The 22,721-nt window shown below is 29.3% G+C and carries 11 protein-coding genes; 8 read left to right on the plus strand and 3 right to left on the minus strand.

The features are described from left to right. Positions 1 to 257: 257 nt before the first annotated feature. Positions 258 to 1,121, minus strand: a complete 864-nt coding sequence (locus V3255_RS00970; protein ID WP_337902973.1) for an ROK family protein — start codon at positions 1,119 to 1,121, stop codon at positions 258 to 260. A gap of 420 nt (positions 1,122 to 1,541) precedes the next feature. On the opposite strand from V3255_RS00970, the gene V3255_RS00975 reads away from it, so the two are divergent. Beyond that, positions 1,542 to 3,479: an AAA family ATPase gene (locus V3255_RS00975; protein WP_333503785.1), complete on the plus strand. Its 1,938-nt coding sequence runs from the start codon at positions 1,542 to 1,544 to the stop codon at positions 3,477 to 3,479. A 380-nt stretch (positions 3,480 to 3,859) separates the two neighbouring features. Here V3255_RS00975 and mnmE read toward each other — a convergent pair whose 3' ends face one another. Further along, positions 3,860 to 5,188, minus strand: a complete 1,329-nt coding sequence (mnmE, locus tag V3255_RS00980) for a tRNA uridine-5-carboxymethylaminomethyl(34) synthesis GTPase MnmE (protein WP_333503784.1) — start codon at positions 5,186 to 5,188, stop codon at positions 3,860 to 3,862. A 51-nt stretch (positions 5,189 to 5,239) separates the two neighbouring features. Next, entirely contained in the window at positions 5,240 to 6,856 is a 1,617-nt protein-coding gene (locus V3255_RS00985) for an ABC-F family ATP-binding cassette domain-containing protein (protein WP_333503783.1), read from the minus strand. A gap of 174 nt (positions 6,857 to 7,030) precedes the next feature. On the opposite strand from V3255_RS00985, the gene V3255_RS00990 reads away from it, so the two are divergent. From V3255_RS00990 to V3255_RS01020, 7 genes are all read left to right on the plus strand, one after another. Then, positions 7,031 to 8,041, plus strand: coding sequence for a hypothetical protein (locus tag V3255_RS00990; protein ID WP_333503809.1), 1,011 nt, complete (start codon positions 7,031 to 7,033; stop codon positions 8,039 to 8,041). Between the two features lie 416 nt (positions 8,042 to 8,457). Further along, the gene (locus V3255_RS00995; protein WP_044285862.1) at positions 8,458 to 9,537 is read left to right on the plus strand and encodes an ABC transporter permease; all 1,080 of its coding nucleotides are present in this window, start codon (positions 8,458 to 8,460) and stop codon (positions 9,535 to 9,537) included. Continuing rightward, on the plus strand, positions 9,537 to 10,502 hold the full coding sequence (locus tag V3255_RS01000; protein WP_044284458.1) for an ABC transporter permease: 966 nt from the start codon (positions 9,537 to 9,539) through the stop codon (positions 10,500 to 10,502). Before V3255_RS00995 ends, V3255_RS01000 begins: the two co-directional genes overlap by 1 nt. Next, the gene (locus tag V3255_RS01005) at positions 10,503 to 11,912 is read left to right on the plus strand and encodes an ABC transporter ATP-binding protein (RefSeq protein ID WP_069099225.1); all 1,410 of its coding nucleotides are present in this window, start codon (positions 10,503 to 10,505) and stop codon (positions 11,910 to 11,912) included. It abuts the gene before it with no gap. Then, a complete protein-coding gene (locus V3255_RS01010; protein ID WP_333503782.1) occupies positions 11,902 to 13,233 on the plus strand; it encodes an ABC transporter ATP-binding protein in 1,332 nt (443 codons plus the stop codon). Before V3255_RS01005 ends, V3255_RS01010 begins: the two co-directional genes overlap by 11 nt. Continuing rightward, on the plus strand, positions 13,220 to 19,336 hold the full coding sequence (locus V3255_RS01015) for a PDxFFG protein (RefSeq protein ID WP_337902972.1): 6,117 nt from the start codon (positions 13,220 to 13,222) through the stop codon (positions 19,334 to 19,336). Before V3255_RS01010 ends, V3255_RS01015 begins: the two co-directional genes overlap by 14 nt. Before the next feature lie 8 nt (positions 19,337 to 19,344). Further along, entirely contained in the window at positions 19,345 to 22,023 is a 2,679-nt protein-coding gene (locus V3255_RS01020) for an ABC transporter substrate-binding protein (protein ID WP_341516278.1), read from the plus strand. The last annotated feature ends 698 nt before the right edge of the window (positions 22,024 to 22,721 follow it).

Here is a 22,721-nt window from a genome sequence, read left to right on the forward strand (position 1 = left end):
CCTTCTTATAGAAAAATCTTTTATGTTGATTTTCCTATTTTTTGTATATAAAATAATTATATATAAAAAAACCCGTATTTTTTTCAAAAACGGGATTTTTCTTTATTTTGGTCAGTTTCTGCTAATTTATCTGCTAAAGATTAAATTTTTGGCGTGAAACATAAAAAAACCGCCAGCATGCCGGACATAAAAAAACCCGTATTTTTTTCAAAAACGGGATTTTTCTTTATTTTTGTTAGTTTTTGTTAATTTATTTACTAAAAATTAAATTTTTGCCTTAAAAGATAAAAAGCACCGAGCATACCGGCATTATTTTTGGATTCGGCGATCAAAAGCTCGCATTTATAAGGAGTTTGTTCTAACATTTTTAGGAATTTTTGCTGAATTTTTGCAAAGTATTTCTTATTTATATAGGAAAACCCTCCACCAATAAAGATTTTTTCTAAATTTTGAAAAATTGCAAGTTGATAAGTAAAGTCAGCAACTTTTTGGAAATAATCATCAATCATTTTTTGGAAATCAGAGTTAGTTTTATATAAATCATCAAACTTTTCATATTCAGAAATTCTAATATTATAAAGTTTACTAATTTCTTTATCAAGCAAACTAAAAGAAAGTCAATCATCAAGCCGTTGACCATCATAAATTAGATAACCAAATTCACCAGCAAGAAAATTTTCGCCACGAATTAATTCATCCTTGACAATTCCAATTCCAACGCCAGTCCCTAAAGTAACTGTTGCGTAATTTTTTAGGTCTTTGTGATAAAATTTTTCTGAAATTGCAGCGGCATTTGCATCATTTTCAACAACAATAGGCAAATTAAATTTTTTTTCTAAAATAGAAAAATCGCTGCCAAAATATGGTAATGTTTTATGATTTACAAAAATAATTTTCTTTTTTTCAACATCAACCCCGCCCATTGTAGCAATAGCGATTCCTTTTATGTCTTTAGAAAAATCTGATTTTTCTAAAATTGAGTTGATAATTTCTTCTAAATTCTTTAGAATTGAACTGATATTGGTTTTAAAAGTTTTTGTTTGGTGAAAAAAATTGTTATTATCAATAATTCCCATTTTAATGTTTGTACCACCAATATCAAAAAGAATGAATTTGTCCATTTTACCTCTCTTTTTTAAAATAACCTTTGTTTTTATAGCGTTTTTTAAAATCTTGCTAGTATAAATTTGGTTGTTTCTTTTAAAAATTATAACTTATAAAAGCAAAAATAAATTAGAATAATAATAAATTAGATTAAAAATTTTTTGAAATTGTAGTAATTCCAAGCTAATTCGAAAAATCAAGATTTATGATAAAATAATTTATTAATTGTTTAATTAATTTATTTTGTCTTGTAGGTTTTAAAGATAATAAAAATTTACTCATTAAAAACTAAAAATACTGTCGAATCAGTTTTACAAGATTTGATAGCTAAAAAATTAAAATCAATCACGGAAAAATAGAAACGTATATTGGCATTATTAGAATTTTCCAAATAAAAAAGTAATTATGGATAGAAAAACAGGACTAATTTGACATTTATGAAGCTAACACCGCAACAACAGAAAGTGATTAATTTAGCATTAAAAGGCAAAAATGTTCTAGTTGATGGTTGCATTGGGAGTGGAAAAACAACAGTAATTCAAGCTTTGTGCGACAAATTTCCTATTGATAAAAAAATTTTGTACTTAACCTACAATTGACCATTAAAAATTGAAGCTCAAAACAAGATTAAAAAAAAGTTTAAAAATAAGATTAAAAAGAGAAAAATTACGGTAGAAAATTATCATGATTTTGCAAAATCAATGTTAGACCAACAAGATATTAATCATTCTTCCGGGAATCCAATTAAAATATTTTTAGACCATGATATATCTGTTGGAACCTTTGATGTTTTATTAATTGACGAGTATCAAGATATTGGGTTTCTAATATCCTTGTTATTAGAAAGAATAAAAACACAAAATCCTAACATCCAAATTGTTGCTGTCGGGGATATTAAACAAAAAATTCATGATAACACTAAATTAGATGTTGAGAATTTTATTGATAAATTTTTAGTATCATATAAAAAATGTTCATTAACAATTTCTTTTACAATGCCTAAAGATCATGCTAATATGTTGAGTAAAGTTTGGAATAAAACAATTAATGGGGTTAATGAAAATTGCCAGGTCGAATATATGGAGCTTGACCAAATTAAGGAATTCTTATCTAAGCAAAAACCTTCAGATATCTTATGTTTAGGCGAAAATGATGGACAAATGTTAAAAGTACTAAATTATCTTGAAAAAAATCATAGTGCTATTTTTGATAAAAAAACCGTTTATGTTTCTACATGAGAAAGAGATGTAAATTTGTTTCCCCAAAAAAATTCGGCTATTTTTACAACATTCGATAGCTCAAAATGGATAAAAAGACCTATTTGTGTTATTTTTGATTTTACTAAAAGTTATTGATTTAAACGTTTAGAAAAGATTGATAGTAATTATGAAATTTTAAGAAATCTATTTTGTGTAGCGGCAAGTAGAGGAAAAGAAAAAATCATATTCTTAAAGCCACCTGACCATGACGAAGATAAAATATTTGTCAGAGATACTCTTATAAAAACCCTATCTAGTGAACCTCAAAAAGATAGGCTAGAAAAATATTCAATGTCAACAATGTTTCAAAATAATTATGATGAAGATAAAATCGAAATGCGTCAAATGCTTGATGTAGAACAAATTCATACTGATGATAAAACCGTAATAGAGGTAAAAAACCTTGATGGGTTTATCGATCTTAGTCCATGTATTGGGATTTTTCTTGAAGCAAATTATTTTAATACCTACTATATGGTTAAGAAAATTTGAAATTTAATTCCAAACTACCATGATAAGAATCAGGAATCACCACGACGAGACGAATACATTGATTTTATTAATAATAAAAATAGAAAATCATTAAACGATTTAATACTATTTTATCGTTATTTGCAAACAGGCAAAGAAAGATACATTGAACAAGCGCAATGAAATTTTGTCAATGATAAAGTTATTCAACAAATGAACAAAAGATTATCAAAGGAGCTTAGTAGGAACGAAAAAATTCAACAACCCTGCTCGTTAAAATATAATAATAACGCAAATAATTTTACAATGAATGTTCGCGGAATAGCTGATGTTGTAAAAGATAATACAGTTTATGAACTTAAATTTGTTAACTATTTAACAGATGATCATTTTTTACAAACAGCTTCGTATATGTTAGCCTTAGATCTTGAGACAGGAAAATTATGGAATGTTAAAAAAAATGAAATGTACAAAATTAAAATTAAAAATCGTGAAAATTTTAGAGTCAAGCTTGCAGAAACAATCTCTAAAGGCCGGTATAAAGAAAAAAATCTCAATCAAAATCAAGTCAAAAAAAGATCATGGAGCATATGAAAACTACTGAGAATCAACAAATTATTGATTTGAATCAAAAATTTGTTATAAATTAAGGTAGAAACAAATTTTCAAAATAAGATTTTTCTATCGAGTTGTGATTGCTAACAGCGCTAATTTTAATTTACTTGATAGTGCAACGTATATTTATAGTATTTTAGCCCCAGTTCCTGTTAATTTAAAAAACAAAATGTTTGATTAAAAACTCATAAATAAATGATTTTTAAGTTAAAAAATTTCTTAAAATATCACGATATAACAGACTAATTTTTGTACACAAGCTTTGATTTTGCACAAAACATTTAAAAAAGAATGGTTTTAACGCATAAATTAGCATAAAAATTTGCTCGTGTGATCGAATTTAGCGTACATTTATTCATTATTAAAGATAAAATGCCGTCATATGATCATGCTAAAGTGGGAAATTTTTATTATTTTCCTAGACAAAACCGTGAAAAAATTGAATCAAGCAAGTTTTCATCGTCTGTTCTGCCAAAAATAGTTTGCAACTCTCTTCAAGCATTACGCAAATCTACGATAGCAATTTCAGGTCCAAAACCAGATTCTAGACTATTTTTAGCCTCAATAATTGCTGTTTTTGCCAATTCTATCTGTGAAATTTGGAATGAATTAGCGACAAACTGATTTTCTTTTCCCAAAAAGGCAAAAATAGTTTTAATTTTTTCAATTAAGCTATCAATTTCTTTGTTTTTAGCACTAATTAATATTTTATCAGCAAATTCTTCCTTATTTTGAATTAGGTCAGATTTATTATAGACTTGTAAATATACTTGATTTTCGCTAATTTTTTCACTTAAATCAAGATGTTTAGATTTTTTTTGACTTGTATCAATAACATGTAAAATTAAATCAGATTTTTCCATGTTTTCAAAAGTTTTACTAATTCCAATTTGCTCAATTTTTTGTTTAGTTTTTCTAATTCCGGCAGTATCAAAAACTTTGAAAAGCAAATTGTCAATCACAAAATTACCTTCAACAATATCACGAGTTGTTCCAGGAATTTCACTTATTATCGCCTTATTTTCGTCAATTAAAGCATTTAGAAGCGAAGACTTGCCGCTATTGGGTTCGCCAATTAAAGATGTTCTTATTCCTTCATAAATTAGTCTTGAATTATCGGCTATTTTTATTAATTCATTAAAATTTTTTATTAATTCATCAATTTTAGGAATAAGAATCTGATTTGTTAGAATTTCAACATCATCATATTCGGGATAATCAATATTTATCTCAATAGTCCCGATAATTTCCTCGATTTGTTGGATTAATTTTTTAATAAAGTTTGAACTTACGCCTGAAAACTGTTTAAGAGCAACATTGTGTTGTGATTTAACTTGAGCATGAATTAAATCATTAATCGCCTGAGCTTTAACTAAGTCAATTTTTCCGTTTAAAAAAGCACGCAAACTGAACTCTCCAGGATTTGCAAGTCTAGCGAGTTTAGTTTTTAAAATAGTTTCAAGAATTAAATTTGTATTTAAAACTCCGCCATGAGCGTTTATTTCTACAGTTTCTTCACCAACAAAATTTTTATCTCCTGCAAATCATAAAACTAAAACCTGATCAATTTTAGTTTGATTATCATGAATTCAGCCAAAAGTTATTTCCATGGAATTACCAATTTTCCCGGTAAAAATTTTTTCCATGATCTTAAAGGCGTTTGGCCCTGAAATTCTAATGATCGAAATTGCCTGATTTATTGCTCCTGAAGCAATCGCACAAATTGTGTCAAAAACCATTTAATATATTCCTAAATTAAATTTAAAAGTTAAAAAAAATACTTTTATGTACTAAATTCCTATTTTTTTCTCATATTCAGCCAGCGAACCTTGAAAAAATACAGCGGAATCTTGCTTAATATCCAAAATGGCATTTGCAACTTCTTTTATTAAGGCAAGATTGTAAGTTGTAAAAATTGCTCCTGAATCATAAAGTTTTAAACCTTCAATGAAAGAATCAATTGATTCAGAATCAAGATGATTAAGTGGTTGGTCAAAAATTAAAAAATTTGATTCACTTAGCATCATTTTTGAAAACATTAGTCGAACTTTTTCTCCACCAGATGTAACATTGACTTTTTTGAAAACTTGATCGCCGCTAAAAAACATCCTTCCTAAAAAAGCACGCATTCTATGGGTTGAATTGTCTTTATTTTCGTCTTGGGTGTTAAAAATTGGCCATTGTGAAATTCAAGAAATTAAATCTAAATCTGAATTAAAAAAATCATCTGTGTTTGCTGGTAAATAATCAAATTTTATTGTTGAGCCTCAAGTAATTGTCCCTGAAGTTGGGGCTTCTTTTCCGGCAATAATGTCAAGTAATTTAGTTTTTATTAAGTCATCATCAACAAAAACTACCATTTTTTGACCTGGTAAAAGTGTAAAAGACACATTTTTAAATAGAAACTCGCCAGTTTCAGGATTTTTATAACTCAAATTTTCAACATTTAATATTTGTTTTCCAGGTCTTGGGAAAACATTAAAACGAATGTAAGGGTATTTTCGTGATGAAGGTTTGATTTCCTCAAGCTGAATTTTCTCGAGTGATTTTTTTCGCGAAGTTGCCTGGGCAGATTTTGACGCATTTGCAGAGAATTTTGCTATAAATGCCTCTAATTTTGCAATTTGCTCTTCTTTTTTTGCATTAGCATTTTTTTGAAGTTCTCTTAATAACTCAGAAGATTGTTTTCAAAAACTGTAATTTCCAGTAAAAATTTTAACTTCACCATAATCAATATCAACAGTATGAGTGCAAACTTGATCCAAAAAATCGCTATCATGGCTAACAACCAAAACAATATTTTTATAATTAATCAAAAATTCTTCAAGTCATTTAATAGCTTTAAAATCTAAGTGGTTAGTTGGCTCATCCATTATCAAAATATCAGGATTTCCAAAAAGCGCTTTTGCTAAAAGTACTTTAACTTTATATGATGATTTTAATTCTGACATTTTTGAGTATCAAAATTCCTTAGGAATTTCAAGTGCTGAAAGTAAAATTTGTGCATCATTTTCAGCACTTCAACCGCCTAAAAGTCCAAATTGTTCTTCAAGTTCGCCAGCGCGGTTATAATCAGCCTCTGTTGCATCCGGGTTTGCATAAATTTGATCTTTTTCCTGTTGAATTTCGTATAATTTTTGGTTTCCCATTATTACAACATCAGTAACAATAAAATCATCAAATTCATAGTGATTTTGTGATAAAACCGAAATTCTTTGATTTTGTGAAGTTTGAATTAATCCTGATGAAGGTTCGATAAAACCAGCTAAAATTTTTAAAAAAGTTGATTTTCCAGCTCCGTTTGCACCGATAATTCCATAAGTATTTCCTTCTGTAAATTTTAAATTTACATTCTGGAATAAAACTTTATCGGCAAAAATTTTTGACAAATCCTTAATTTCAATCATTTTGAGTCTCTTTAAATTATAATTTAGTAAAATATCTAAAAATTATATTACAATTTTTATTAAATTAAAGTAAAAACCTAATAAAAAATAACTTCTAAAATTTAATATTAGACCTCTAATTTTCAATAAAGATTAAAAAAGCTAAAATAAAATGATTAAAAAGCGAGGTTTTTGGTGGCAATAAAAAAACATTTTTATAAATTTTTCAGTGGATTAGCAATTTTGCCAATCTTTTTGATTTCCTGCTCTCAACCAGAAACAGAAATAAGTATTTCTTCTATTCCATCAGTGATTATTCCAATTTCAGAAAACAAGGATGAATTTCAAAAACAAAATCCGCGCTCATTTGATCTTTATGTTTCGGAAGTAAATGCTATTAGATTAAAGTGATTTTTAAATAAACCTAGCTTAATTAATCTTCTGCCTGAGGAAAAAAGTAAAATTTATGCTTCTGATGTTGCAAAAAGTTTTGTTTTTGATAATAAAAATCGAATTTTAGCTCTTCAGGACAACTTTGACTCATCTGAGGAAACTAATCCAAATTTTTTGAAAAATATTTTTCAAAAAACGTTTGCAGTTTATTCAGGTAAAAAAATAAATGACGGAAATACCGACCTTTTAAATGATTCAGATCAAGATAATTTTGAAAAACATAAAAAAATTTCAAAAATTTTTGTGCAAAACTGACGTTATATTGAAACTAAGTTATTAAAACCAAATATTATTCAAAAAGACAATAAAAATTATCTTTTAATTAATGCATATAAATTTATTTTTTCATCCCCTCTTAACAGTTCAAATTCTCAAACTAATGAAAAAACTGAGACAAAATCTGATAAAAAATGAAAATTAAGCGCCCCAAATATAAAACCAACCCCTATTTTAAGGCTTTTTTGACATAATCAAAGTTTAGAAAATCCATTCAAAATTAAGCTTAATTCAAAAGAAGATTTAAACTCTGAGTATGATTTACAGCTAATTAATAATATTGACCAACCCGAATCTGTTGCTGATTATAGTTTTAATTTTTCTGATTTAAATCCAAAAATGCCTGAAAGTCCCCTCAAAATTTCAGACACAGACCCTATTTTTCGTGTTGTTATTCAAAGTTTTGCTATTCCATATCAAGACAGTGTTGCTAATTTTGAAAGCGATAATTTTAAATTTGATTATGAATTTGACTAATCCAAAAGCTTTTTCAAATATGAAAATTAGGTTATTTACGTAAGTTTATCGTTTGAGTAAAAAAAAAAAAAAAAACATTTTTGCTTATTTTTTATTTTTTGTGTTAAAATGTTAATTGTTTTTCATAATATAAGGAAATTAATATGCAATTTATTTTAAATATTTTTAAAATGCGAGAGTTTATGTCAATGGTTTTTTCCAAAAAAATCAGTTTTTTTGCATATTCTTTTTTCAATGCCTTTTATAAATCCATTAACTCTTACAAAAATAAAAATATTTTTAATAATATTAAAAACTTGGCCATTTCAAATTTAATTTTGTGAAATTTCTAAAATAGCATTAAATTTAATTTGAAAACGGGCCAAAAACCCGTTTTTTTATTTAAAAACACTTAAAACTAAATAATAAGGAAAAAAATGACCCTAAAAAATGATGGTGAACATCGCAGAGATCTGTTAAAAATAGGTATAAACAGAAAAATTATTGATTATAACTTTATTTATACTATTCCGCCAACAAAGAAAAAGAAAAATCCACTATTAAAATATTTCGGTTTTGAATCGCTTTTTTTCCGTTTTTCGAAAAAAATTGTAAAAATTTTTCTCGAATTTGTAATAGTGGCTTGAATTGTTGCGACCTTAGTTTTTCTTCTGATTGACTCAATTCCAGGTGAGCCAGGGTTTCTTGATGGCCTAAATGATGCTCAAAAAACAGCAGAAAAACAACTTTATGGACTTGATTTGCCGCAAGCACAACGTTATTTTAACTACCTTTGGAATTTTATTAATTTTGATTTTGGAATTTCATATAGTCTTAGACCCCGTGTCGAAATTAGCGATTTTATTTGACAGAGATTTTTCACATCTTTTTCAATAGGTATCGTTTCAGTTATTTTAACACTTTTAGTTGGAGTTCCACTCGGAATTGCTGTTGGAAAAAATCCAGGTAAGTTTTTTGACAATTTAGCGACAGTCTGAATAGCGATTTTTTCCTCAATTCCTTCGCTAGTTTTTGCAATTTTTCTTCTAATTTTTGGTCAAAAAGCCGGAATTCCTTACATTTTTAATATACAGGATTTCTCCACTTTTGTCCTACCTGCCATCGCCCTTTCAATTGGATCTGTAATTAGTTATGTGCGATACATTCGATTTGAGCTTAATAATGAGTTAAATTCTATGCATGCCAAATTTGCATATTTAAAAAATTTAACAAGAAATCGCTTCGTTTGAACTCATGCACTTAAGGCTTCACTTTTCCCAATTGCAACATTTTTTCCTTTAGTTGTTCTAGGTTCTTTTGTTGGATCGATTTTTGTTGAGAAAATCTTTTTAATTTCAGGATCTGGAGGGATCATGATTGATGCAATTCAGTCAAAAGATAATAATATTATTCTCTTTTTAGTAATTATTTACTCACTTTTAACAATAATTTCTTATACATTACGTGATATTAGTTACGAATTGCTCGATCCTAGAATTAGAAGGAGGGCAAAATAATGAATCAATTTCCGTCAATTGAAAAATATATTGACCAAAACTTAAAACCTAATCCATTTTTGCAACCCTTTTCATACCAAATGTGAAAATTAATGGTTGCTCAGTCAAAAAGTTTTGATCGTAATTATTTTGGTAAGCCTCGAAATAATTTTTACGAAGTTTTCCTTAGATTTTCCCGTTCCTTTTCAGGTGTTTTTGGAATTGTTACTATTATTTTCATGTTAATTTTAGCAATTATTATCCCTTTTACAACTGGATCGCCAACTCAACTTCGACCTGATATGAAAAACTTAAACTATTTTACACAAGGATTTATTTTAGGTACTGATTCTCAAGGTCGCGATGTTTGGGCATTTTTATGACACGGATTGCAATTTTCACTGATTTTAAGTTTTATTGTTGCACTTTTTGATGTTGCGCTTGGAACTCTTTTTGGAACACTAATGGGTAATTTTGACCTTTTTGACAAAATTTTTACCTTTATTATTAAAATAGTTTCAAATATACCAACAATTTTAGTAATTATTTTGATGACATTAGTTTTGCGCCCGAGCTTTTGAGTTTTAGTTTTATCATTTTCACTTACCGGCTGAATCGGACTTGCAAATCAAGTTCGCGCTCAAATAAAAAGAGCTAGAAACTTTACATGAGTAATTGCCTCACGTGTTTTAGGGACTCCTTCTTATAAAATTCTCCTTAATTTTGTGCCAGTAATTATTCCACTTTTAATTACAAATATTGTTTTTGTAATTCCAGGTACTATTCTTGGCGAAACTGGTCTTGCTTTTATCGGTCTTTCACTACCAAACGTTCCAACTTTAGGAAATGCAATTAATTCCGGAATTCCAATTGTAACCTTATATCCTCGTTATGTTTTAATTCCTTCATTCTTTTTAATTTTATTAACTTCGTCAATTCAAATGATCGGAAATTCAGTTCAAGATGCTCTAAGGAGGCAAAGATAAATGATTTCTTATTTTTTGGCCAAATTTTCTGATTGCAAAAATGCTGAAAATCCAACTTTGTGTTATAAATTAGCAAAAAATTTAGAAAAGTTTAAAAAAGACTTAGAACTTTTAAAGCAAAAAAACTTGGATCCAAAGCAATATCAAGAAAAATTCCTTGAACTTAAAGAAGAATTTTTAGCTTATGAAGTTAACATAAAAAAACATTATAAATCAAAAAAATCCTATAAAATCCAAGCTATTTTAAACAGAATTCAACAATATTGGCACACAAGTTTTAACCGTTCTCACTTTGATTTTGAAGCTTTTTCAAAGAACGTTCTTTATAAACAAATTGGCAATAAAAAGTACAAAATTGTCGCCCAAATTAAAAATTTAAATTTATCCTTTGTAAATCCAGCCAATCCTTCAATCCGAAACATCGTAATTCGTAATGCTTCAATTGATTTTTATGAAGGTAAAATTCATGCAATAATCGGCGAGTCCGGCTCAGGAAAATCGGTAATTACTTCTTGTCTTTATGGACTTGCAGGCGAAAATGCTGTTGTTGAATCAGGAGAAATAAGATTATTTAACAATCCAGTTCATAATTTTGATTTTCGGGCTTGGGAACTTTCAAATTATCGGGGAAAAATAATTTCTGCTGTTTTCCAAAATCCGATGTCAACTTTGAATCCTACCAAAAAAATTGGCGCCCAAATAATGGAAGGAATGCTGTTAAATAAAATTGTCAAAAATAAAAAAGAAGCCTATGAAAAAGCACTTTTATATTTAAAAATGACAAAAATTGTAAATCCTGAAATGGTTATGAAATTATATCCTCATGAACTCTCAGGTGGTATGATTCAACGAATTGTCATTTCAGCAATTCTTTCACTTGAGCCAAAAATTATTGTTATGGACGAGCCCACTACCGCCCTTGATACAACAGTTCAGGCTTTAGTTCTTGATATTATCCGTGATTTGCAAAAAAGACTGAAAATTACAATTATTTTTATAACTCATGACTTAGGAGTAGTTGCTTCACTTGCAAATTACATCACAATTATGTACGCTGGTCAAGTTGTTGAAGAAGGAACAAGAGACGAAATTCTTTTAAATCCAAGACATCCTTATACTTGAGGACTAATTACTTCAATGCCGGACATAAATAAAGGTGATCGTCTAGCATCAATTCGTGGGGTAGTTCCATCTTCATTAAATTCAATTGTCGGTGATGCATTTGCGGTTAGAAATGATTATGCCTTAGAACAAGATTTTTTTGTTGAGCCAAAATTTTATAAAATAAGTCCAACTCACCGTATAAAATCAGCACTTCTTGATCCAAAAGCACCAAAGGTTATGCCGCCAAAAATTATTTACCAAAAATGACTCCAATTTCAAAAAATGAGGCAAAACAATGAGCAATAATTCTAAATTTTATCTTGAAAAAAACACTTATTTTTTTGGTAAGATCGTCCGTCAAACTTGGCGTCAGTTGACTCCTGGTGTTAAAAAAATGCTTGAATCTAGCGGCAAAAAACCAATTGTCAGCTTTGAAAATGTCGATATTACTTATGGAAGCGGAAATCGAAAAAACAAAGTTATTCACGACATAAGCTTCAATATTTATGAAGGTGAGGTTCTCTCATTTGTTGGCGAGTCTGGTTCAGGAAAGTCAACAACCGGGTCTGCACTTGCTGGCTTAATTCCGCGAAGTTTTGGGAAAATCACTATTAATAATTTAGAATTGCCAAAAAATACTCGTAAAATCCGGGCTAAAATTCTTGATCAGCTAGTTTCAAATGTGCAAATGATTTTCCAAGATCCACTTTCTTCACTAAATCCTTATAAAAATATTTATGATGTAGTCACCGAAGGAATAGTCAACCTTGAACAGCGCAAAAAAGGCTCAATCAAACTACTATTTTCACAACATTATTATCAAAATACCTTTGAAATGTTAGTGAAAATTCTTAAAAACCAAAAAGTTCCCCTAAATTTAATAAACCAAATTAGCGATTTATTTTACAAAAACACAGCCCAGGCTTCAGTTCCTGAATTATTTAGAAATTTAATCAATCACCTTAAAAAAATCAGTGCAATTCACCCAAAAATCACCGATTTTATTGAAAAAAAGTCACAGTTTTTAAACAATATTTTAGAAAAACCGACAAAAGATGTTACTTATAAATACGTTACTGACATGCTTGCATCAGTTGGACTTGACAGTTCAGTTTTGTCAAGATTTCCTTTAGAATTTTCAGGAGGACAACAGCAAAGAATCGGAATTTGTCGTGCTTTATTACTTAGACCAAAAATTCTTGTGGCCGATGAGCCAATTTCGGCGCTTGATGTTTCAATTCAAGCCCAAATTATCAACATTTTTAAAGATTTAAAGGAAAAATATAATTTAACAATATTTTTCATTTCGCATGATCTTCGAATGGTTGAATATATTTCAGACCGAATTGCCGTTGTTTATCGCGGTCGAATTTTAGAAATTGGCCCAACAAAAGAAATAACCCAAAAATTTTTACACCCTTATACAAAATCACTAATTGAATCAATCCCAACAATTGAATCAAAAGGCGAATCACTTGCAGGATATATTTATGATCCAAAAATGCACCAATATTCAGAATCTAACCAACCTGAGTGGATTGATTTAGGAAATAATCACTATATTTTAGCCACTTTTTCTGAAGTAAAACGTTGGAGATTAGGAGACTATAATTATGAAAAAAACTAGTATTTTAGTTAGTTATCTGCTTGCTGGCGGCGGCCTGACTGCAGCAGTTGGCGGAATTATGGGCGGAATTAAACTTTATGCAAACAATAACGAACTTGGAGTTTACAATCTTGATGTTACCTCAGACACCATTGATGAAACTAAGCAAGGTGAGTTAGTTTATGCTAATTTTTTTAACGCTCAAGGCGAAAATGTTGCTGCATTTGTACCTGTAGAAGACAGCAAAGACGGCAAATACGAAATTGTTTTAAATCCAAACATCAAATCAGAAAAACGAGTTTTTACTGAATCAGAGTTTGCAGACTGATTTGCCATAAATTATAACCGTCAAACCCCAATTTTTGAACTAAAATTAGGGGTTATGAAGTTTGTCAACGAATATTGGGATGCTATTTCTCCTTCAGAATTTCTTCAATATGCAAAATGATTTACTAAAAATGTTTCTTGAGGTCCAGATGCTCTAACTTTAGAACATTTTGCGCTAAAAAAGGGTGTAACTCGATCAGGTAATAATTTATTATTAGGTCAGCATTCAGCTGTTAGAAAAGAAGAAGCAAAAATAGAATTTTATCCAGATTCATTTTTTGGGTCATTTCCAATTTATTCAGAATTAGCCGGAAGAGGTAATGGAGCGGACAATTTAACTTACAAAATTTTTGAAGATGCAATTTCAAAAGAAGCTCTTGATGAATATTTTAAAAAAATTCCGCAGCAACAAGTTTTAGCAAATTATGATAAATCCAAAATTATTGCTGGAATTCCTGCTACTGATCTTGTTAAAAATGAAAAAATTTACCTTTATGACATAGTTAAAATTTTAAAAGATACATTTGCTAACGATGAAGGAATTCTTGCTAAATTAGACAAATTTAACGGTCCTGAGAATTTTTTTGTCTTTGAAAACGAAGGTCAAACAATTGAAGATGTTAAGAAAAAATTTGAATTAGCAGCTCTCATGTTTGCCCATGAAAATGACATCCAATTACCTAAAAATTATAGTTTAAATTTCCCTCAAGATTTTGAAAAAACCTATAAAATACGTGATATTTCTAACACAATTAGCCCCGCTTTTAAAAATGACGATAATAATGTTCCGCGTGGAGTTCTTTCTTTAGATCTTGAAGGTCTTGATTCTGATTCAACCTCTGAAGACCAAACAACTCCTGCTAACGGTAAAAAAACAACAGATTTTTTATTAACTCAAAATGTAAATCCTGATATTTCAACACTTATTGCCGCTGAATTAGCGACTAAAATTTCCCAAAAAGTCGACGAAATTGTAAAAAACGGGTTTTATGATCTTTATAATATAAATCATCCAGTTGGAAAAACGATCGGTATTTATCAAAAAGATTCTGAAAATAGGCTATTTTTTCCACTTGGTGTTGGCACTGAAAGTCCTTCAATTGAAGCTCAAAACGAATATTTATCTGAATTTGATGCTAATTTATGATCATCATATCAAATTAAGTCGCTCAAAAAACTATCAAATACTGAATTAGAAGTTGAATTAACAGATTCAAAAGATCCTGAAAGTTCAACAAAAACAATAAGTTTTAATCTTGACCCACAAGATCCAAATTATGCCAAAAATGTTGAAGAATTTAATAGTTTTAAAATTGCTGTTGACTGAAAAAATCGTGCAATTCCAAAGGTTATCCAAGAAATTGAAACTCTTAAAGACGGAAAAACCACAACAGTTTACCAACTTTATGGCGAAATTTTTGACGGGCTAATTGATAAAGTTTTAAGAGATAAATTAACAAACGGCGAAGATCTTGTTGGAACTTATGTTGATTTTGAGATCGATCCAGAAACCGGTTTGAAAAAATATACCACAAAACATGGCGAATTTGTCGGCTATTCACACTCATCAAGAATTCCTTATATTGCACTTTTAAAAGCTTCTTCGCCATTTTTTAAAACAACAGGAATAAACTATCTAAAATATGTTGGTGCTCATGAGTATGGACATCACCAAACTTTGAATTATGCACAAGATAATTCTGACCCTGATTCAAACGTAGTTTTGAACGCGATTTCGACAAACGCAGGACTAGGTTTACAGTCTTTTTATAATTTTGATGTTCTTCAGTTATATCTTAATGCAAGATCTTCAGGGCTAAGTTTGCGAAAAGCATCTCCTAGTTTAAATCCTGAAGATAAAGGAATTTACCCAAACTTTAGCTTTGATAATGGAAATAATTTTGAGAGTGAGTCACAAATTTTTGGTTCAAATGAAAATCAAAATATTGACGAGTTAATTTCCAAAAAATCTCGTAGATTTTTGCAAACTATTGAGGGTCTTAAAACTGCAGCAGACATTCGAAAACTAAAATTATATGATCTTTTTCTTCTAAATTCAATTGATCCAGATTCAGGAACAATAAATCCGGGAACTTCTGGAGTTTCCAAATTTTTCCGAAATAGAAATTCAACTTCGCAAGAAAATACTGAAAATGAATCAGATCAAGAGACTAAAAAACAAAAAGGATTTATAAATTCTAACGATATTCAAGGCATTTTTGCTAATTCATTAACCGATGGAGCCGGAAATAAAATCCAATTTGACGAACAAGGAAAAATTCGTGTTGCCGACTTTGAACCAAGCCCGGACCGAAGAACTTTTACCAATTTAAAAGTTCACTTATTTTATGAAAATGGGAAATCAGTAATTGATCCTTTAACATTTAATAATCCTAATAGTCTTCCTGAATTACAGCAAAAAATTAAGCAAATTCAGGACGAATTTGAGAATAAAATAGTCAAAAACTTTCGTGATAATGGATGAGACTCGAGCCCTCAGTCTTTTACCAGATTTTCGCCATCATCTCCATTGTTTGAAAAATCACTTAATTCAATTTTGCATAATCCTGTTGAAAATCAAGCATTTTTTGGAACAATTATTGGTCAAAACCCGAAAAATTTAAATGTTAGTGTTGAAATTCCTGATTCAATTTTTGATTTGTCACAATTTCTTACACAAATTCAATTTTCGCTTACCACACCTCAACCAGTTGCTGATTTAGCAAAAGATTTATTGGATAAACAAGAATCTTTCGGATTTAAGTTTCTTGATTTTTTTAAATTACTTAAAGGAACTCAACCAAGTTCTTCGGGTCAAATTTCATCAGTTATCGCAGAATTTCAAAAATCCTTTAATTTCCAAGATAAAATTCAACCACTTCTCAACCAAATTATTAGTATTTCTGGCCAAAAGGATTTGGATTTACACACAAATTTAGCTAATATTTCAACTTTTAAAGATTCGCTTTTCAGAAAAATAGCTCAAATAGCTTCAATTCTTGAAACTTTATATACTGTTTATTTTCAAACTTTAGTTACTTCTTTCTCATCTAAACCCCAAAACGATTCTGCGGTTAGAATGTTGACTGGAGCCTTTTCGAACCAACTTATAGGTAAACTATATGAAAATTTAGACAAAATTATAAAATTCACTGACAAAAATGGAAATAGCATTAATCCTAGTCACTTACTTTTATCATTAGATGAATTTAACATTTTATCACCAAGAAATAATCCAGATATTGCACAATTAACTAACGGTCCAATTTTTTCTAGTTTATATTATGGAAAAATAATTTCAGTAAATGGAAATCAATATTATCAAAACCCAAAATATGACTTCAATGTTAGAATTCAAACTCAAGCCCAAACTCAACTTGACAACGTTCTTGATCAGAGTGAATTTGATGAGAGAAAAGATTTATCAGAGCGCTGAACTTCACCTCTTGGAAAACTTTTAAAATTTTCAAATGTTAGTGCTAAAAATCCGTTTTTTGGAATTGCCCAAGATTTTAAATTTAATGTTACAAATTCTGGAACGGATGGTTCTAAAATTGATGGTTCTAAAATTTATCTTGATGCTTGAGACAAGACTCTTTTTGGTTTTGATTACCAAAATAATTATTTTGCATATCAAAACGATAAAAATCAAACAGAATTTTCATCAATTTCAGATTTTTTAGAGTTTATTTCAATTGATCCATTTGCACTTAAAATTTCAAAAAAAGCTGAAGGTGAATTTGTTAGAGATTGAAATTTTGACTATGTTAATTCTAAGTTTGACCTTTACAAATATGGTTTTGATAAATTGTCTGAAAAGTTCAGATTAAAAGAAAATCAAACAGAAAATTCTTCGCTTAAATGAGTTAAAGGCGAAAAATTTGACTCAAAATTTGAAAAATTATTGTCAATTTTTGATATTTCTCAAGAAGAATTGCAACAAAATTTACAAAATTTTGCAAATACGTTGATGGAAGCCTTTGAACAATCAACTCTAAACTTGTTGATCAAAAATGTAAAAATAGATAACAAAAATATTGACCACCTATTTTTATCATCTGTTGGATTTATGGGGTTTAAAAATTTTGCTCGAAAAACACAGACAAATTTACCGGCAACCAAATTTGGTAAACTTACAGACATTAATGATAAAATTAAAATTGCATGATTGACTTTTGCAGGGTATGACCAAACAAATTCATTAGTTTTAGATGATGAATCATTTGTTAATTCAGATTTAAATGATCCAGAAAAATCAGAAGTTTTTAGATGACTTAAGGACTTTTTAAGTCAAGCAAAAATAGAGGCAAAGGACTTGGATTTGTTCAAATTGCAATACTTAGTAGGGACAAAAACCTTCGTTGACTATTCACTTAGCAGAGATAGTCGAATTCAGCAATTCCAACGAATGAACTCAGACCTTGAACTTTCATGGTTCCGTGCAAAAAATTCAGCAAGATTTGAAACAAAACCAGATGATTTTTTCAGCAATTATGTCTATAATTTCCCTGAATCTTTAACAAGAGATTTTGTCCAAATTCATTATTCTCCAAGTGATAAAACGCTTGATAATATTATGCCTGGTTTTAAAAATATTTCCGAATCTAACACCGGTAATGAGTATTTTGTTGATGCAATTTATACAAGAAAATGGATTAAAAATTTCATTCCAGCTTTTGATATTGCCCAAGGATATTCACAAACTTTAATTAGTCCTTTTACTAATTTTTTCCTAGCTAATAATGTAACTTCAAAAAATTCAGAAAATTTAAATTCTTTATACAAAAATTTAACAGAAACTTTCAAAAAAGCTCAGGATCAGGAACTTTATAATCAATCTTTTGTAATTAGCCAAGAAGAACAGAAGGAAATTGCTGAAATAGAAAATCAACCTAAACCTGAAAAATTCATTGATCAAACTTTAGCTAATATTGAAAACCAGGAAAAAATTCAGAAAATTAAAAACAAATATAAAACCGAAAAAGATGAAATTTTTGCCCAAATTTCAGTTGAATTATCTCGTGTGCTTTCAGCTTACAAAGGCGAGCTTGCTGATTCAAAAAAATATAGTGATGGAAATATTCAACCTGTTGTTGGTAATTTCCGTTGAAGAAATGGTTATATTAATCAAAATGTCTCTACAAATAACGGGTTTTTTAAAGATCGGTTCCAAAGAAAAGTTTTAAATTGAGAATTGTATGATGACAATCTTGAACCTGTTCAGGATAATACAATAAGAATAACTAACCTAAAAGGTGAAAAAGTCACAAACAGACCTGAGGCTTTTTGATATTACTCTCTTAAAACTCAAGGCGTTGGCCAAAGATCTCTTTCAGGAATTTGACGTGATTCAAAACAAGACAGGGTTGCTTTTTGAGGCTTTTTAAAAAACGAAGATGCTGCTAAAGCTAAATATTTAACTCTTGAGGATGAACAAACAGCCCAAAAATTCTACATTAAATTAGCAAGTAATGACACAAACAACATTTTTTACTTAAAAAAACAGGCTGACTTATCAACAAAATGGACGCTAAAAGATGAAGGATATAGTTCTTGAATTTCATCTTGGTCAATTATTGGTGAGTTTAAAAATGCGCTTCTAAGACCAGGAGCTGAGGGTCTAAAAAAATTCAGAATTTACTTTTCAGACCAAAACAGGCATGAAATTGAAGGATTATTTACATTAGGTAAATCAAAATATCTTGCTGAAAATGGTAAAAATTTCAACTTAGCCCCAACATACATTGAACAAAAAGCAAATCAATCATTCCTTGTAATTCGACCTCAATTTAAATAGGACTTAATATGAAAAAAATTAAAAAGTTACTAATTTTAAACTCTTTTGTTGTAATACCGACTTTTTTCTTGCTCTCATGTGCTTCTGCTCTTGAAAGAAATCGTCAAGAATTTGACTTTGGAGTTTCAACAACAACAATTAACACTTTAAATTACGTAAAAAATAATTCTTCCCACCAAATTCTTAATTCTTTAGTTGAATCTTTTGTAAAACCAGGTCCATCTGCTTCAAATTCATACGGGGCAAAATTAAATTTACCGGCAATTTCCTTTGAACTTTATAATACAAATCTTCAAAGCACGGCGGGTGATGAAATATTACAAAACCCAGCAGGTATTTCTCCAGATGGTTCTTCTTTTACAATTAGCGATTTTGGACTGGCTCTTGGTTCGGTTGCGCCTTCAAGTGGAGGGGCAAAATCTTTTGTTGGAATTCAAAATTCTTCACAGTCAATTGTTTCAACTTCAATTTTTCTAAATAAAGGTGCCTCAAAATGAGCCAATAATCAACCTGTTATTGCCCAAAATTTTATTGACTACATTTTATATGTCTTAAATATTAATGTCGCATCCCCTAATTTAGTCAAAGTTCTTTCAGTGAATATTAAAAATGCCCAAAAAATGATCTCGCTCCAACAAGATTATGTCTCAAAATTTGGAAATCCTTATCTAAATCCTTTTGGTCAAAAAAGATACATAAAAGATGAAAAAACTGGCAAAGTTAGTCTTGATTTTGACCAAAAAGTTTTTGAATCACAAAACTCTGGTGATGAAGAATATGTTGCCCAATTTAAAGAAAATGCAAGAAATTTTGGAATGTATACAGGTCAAATTTTTGAACAAATGACAAACAAGGAAGTTGTTGATCTAGTTCAGGCTAATTTATCACTAAACCCAAATTTTAGTGCTAATTCAACTGAAATTAACGTTGTTCAAAACAACCAAATATCAGTAATAAAACTAACAAAAAATCCATTTTTAGATCCTTCACAAGTTTTTGACGGTCCTAATTTAATCCCAAGATACGATTTTTTACCTGGAGACGAATATGGGCTTAGAATCCAATTTGAAGACTCAGCGGCAAAAAAATTCATTAACTTATTTAGACAGATCATTCATCCTGATATAATTTTCCCGATAAATCGGGAATTTGTCGAGATTGAAGCTGGCGGAATTAATAATTTTGGAACCGATTTGTCAAAATTTTTAATTAACGGTCCTTTTGATATTTCTGAACTTAATTTGGGATCTCAAGGTTCAATGATTCTAACAAAAAGACAAGGTTATTATTCATCAGATAAAACCATTCCTAATAAAATTAAAGTCTTTTTTGCTGAACAACCAGAACTTCTATCGTCACTTTTTTTGGATGGTTACATTGCAAAAACGAAAATTCCTTCAACTTTTCAGTCTAAATTCTGATCTGAAGAAAGAACAAGAAGATACATGGAAAAACAAACCGGATTTGGTACAATTGGAATCCAAGTTAATTTAGATAATGTCAAAAAAGGAAAATCTTATCTTCAAGATTCAGATCTGAGAAAAGCGATTCTTTATGGCATAAATCGTATCGATTTACTCAATTTATACGGTCTTGACCACTCTTTTCCACAGACAACTTGAACTAATTTTGACAGTATACTAACTTCTCGTGGCTATCCATTAGAGACCTTTTTGGAAAACAGAAACTACCGTTCAGAATTTTTAGACTCAAACGGAAAACAAGTTGAATTTCCAGTTTTAGCCCAAAATTATGGCTCACATTTAGCAAAAGGGGTTTGATTTGAATCTGTCCCAAGAGTCGATTCTTCTTATAATCCGCAGACTTCAAAATTTTTCCTTGAAAGATTTAAAAAGAATAATCCTAATGTTGAAAAAGTAAAATTAACTTTTATTTATAAAGATGATGCCGAAGAAAAAGTTGCTATCGGTCTACAGGACATTTTAGCCCGAAATACCGATAATTTTATCGAAATTGACCCTGTTAGACTTCCTGATGGAATTTACCAACAAAGACTCTCAACTGGTGATTTTGACTTGACAATGAAAAACTTTGACTTTTTCAACATCGGTGGTTCTCAACCTCATTCATATATAAAAGCGTTTTTCAACACAGATGAAATTTCGCCAAGTGATAATAAATTCTCAGGACTTGAATCTAACCCAGCCTCTTCGATGACTTACTGGAAAATGTGAAATCAAATTTCACCTCAGCAAAGAGCTGAAATTGCAAAAAGACTCGAGATTTCTGACATTTTTTTAAAGAAATTTGAAGAACTAATCACCCGAAAATTAAAACTTGACGCCCAAGGAAAGCCTATTTTTAAACAAGTCTACCTTGACAAAGAGCAAAAAATTCCTGCAACTGATTATAATAATAAGCCAATTTTAGTGCCAGAATTTTCTGAGCCCTTAGACGAATATAACAACAGAATTGATTCATTTTTTAATGCAATTTTTACACACAAAGAAAAACAAGAAGGCTGAACTCAGAACAGAGTTTTTGAATTTGTGCTAGTTTTTGAAAAAATAATCCGTGAATTTGCACCAATTATTCCAGTTATGGAGGTCGATACTTTCTGAACTATCAACCGAATTAGGGCCGGATCAGGAAATTCTTTCCAGTTTGCTTTTGATGTTGAAAATATTAAAGTTAATTTTGTAACTGCAGAAGACGGAAAGCGATAATTTTTTAGGGTCTATATTTTCAGTCTAATTTTTGTATAATTTAAAAAATAAATAAAATACCAGTATTTTCTGGTATATTTTTTTAATATTTGAAAAATGGGGTAGATACCTGACTTTGACAGTTTGATGGCAAAAATTCACTTTTTAGTGTATCTAAATATGCAAAAATACCCGTAAATACGTTTTTTTACCTAGAATCTTAATTTTTATTATTTTAAAATCAATCTTTTGCAAAAAAAAAAAAAAAATGTTTGGTCAAAAATAAAATTGTGTTATAATAAGTTTCACTAAGAATGAATTAATAAATATTGATATTGAATTAAGGGGGACTTGATTATGTTTTTGTCATAAAAAAATCTGAAAATGTGACTTTTCCATTGTATTTTCAAATATGATGGTATGCCTTAAATTTACCTGTTTAGAAATCTATAAATTTAAGGCTTTTTTTATTGTTCTTTCAAAACTTCATATATTTTTTTAGGCTCAATTTAAATAAAAACGAGTTTTCTATTTGCATTGAGTTTAAATAGTAGTTGTATTTTTTTATGATTTTTGTCATTTTATCATAAATTGATTTTTGCCAGTGTTTTAAACAAAAAAAGTAGTTTAGAAATTTCATAATTTTGCTTTTTAAGGTAAAAATTATAGCTTTTTTTAGTTTGCTTTATTTGATTAATAAGTAGATTTTTCTTTCGCGA

The organism is Mesomycoplasma ovipneumoniae, assembly GCF_038095975.1.
GTDB lineage: Bacteria > Bacillota_I > Bacilli_A > Mycoplasmatales > Metamycoplasmataceae > Mesomycoplasma > Mesomycoplasma ovipneumoniae_C.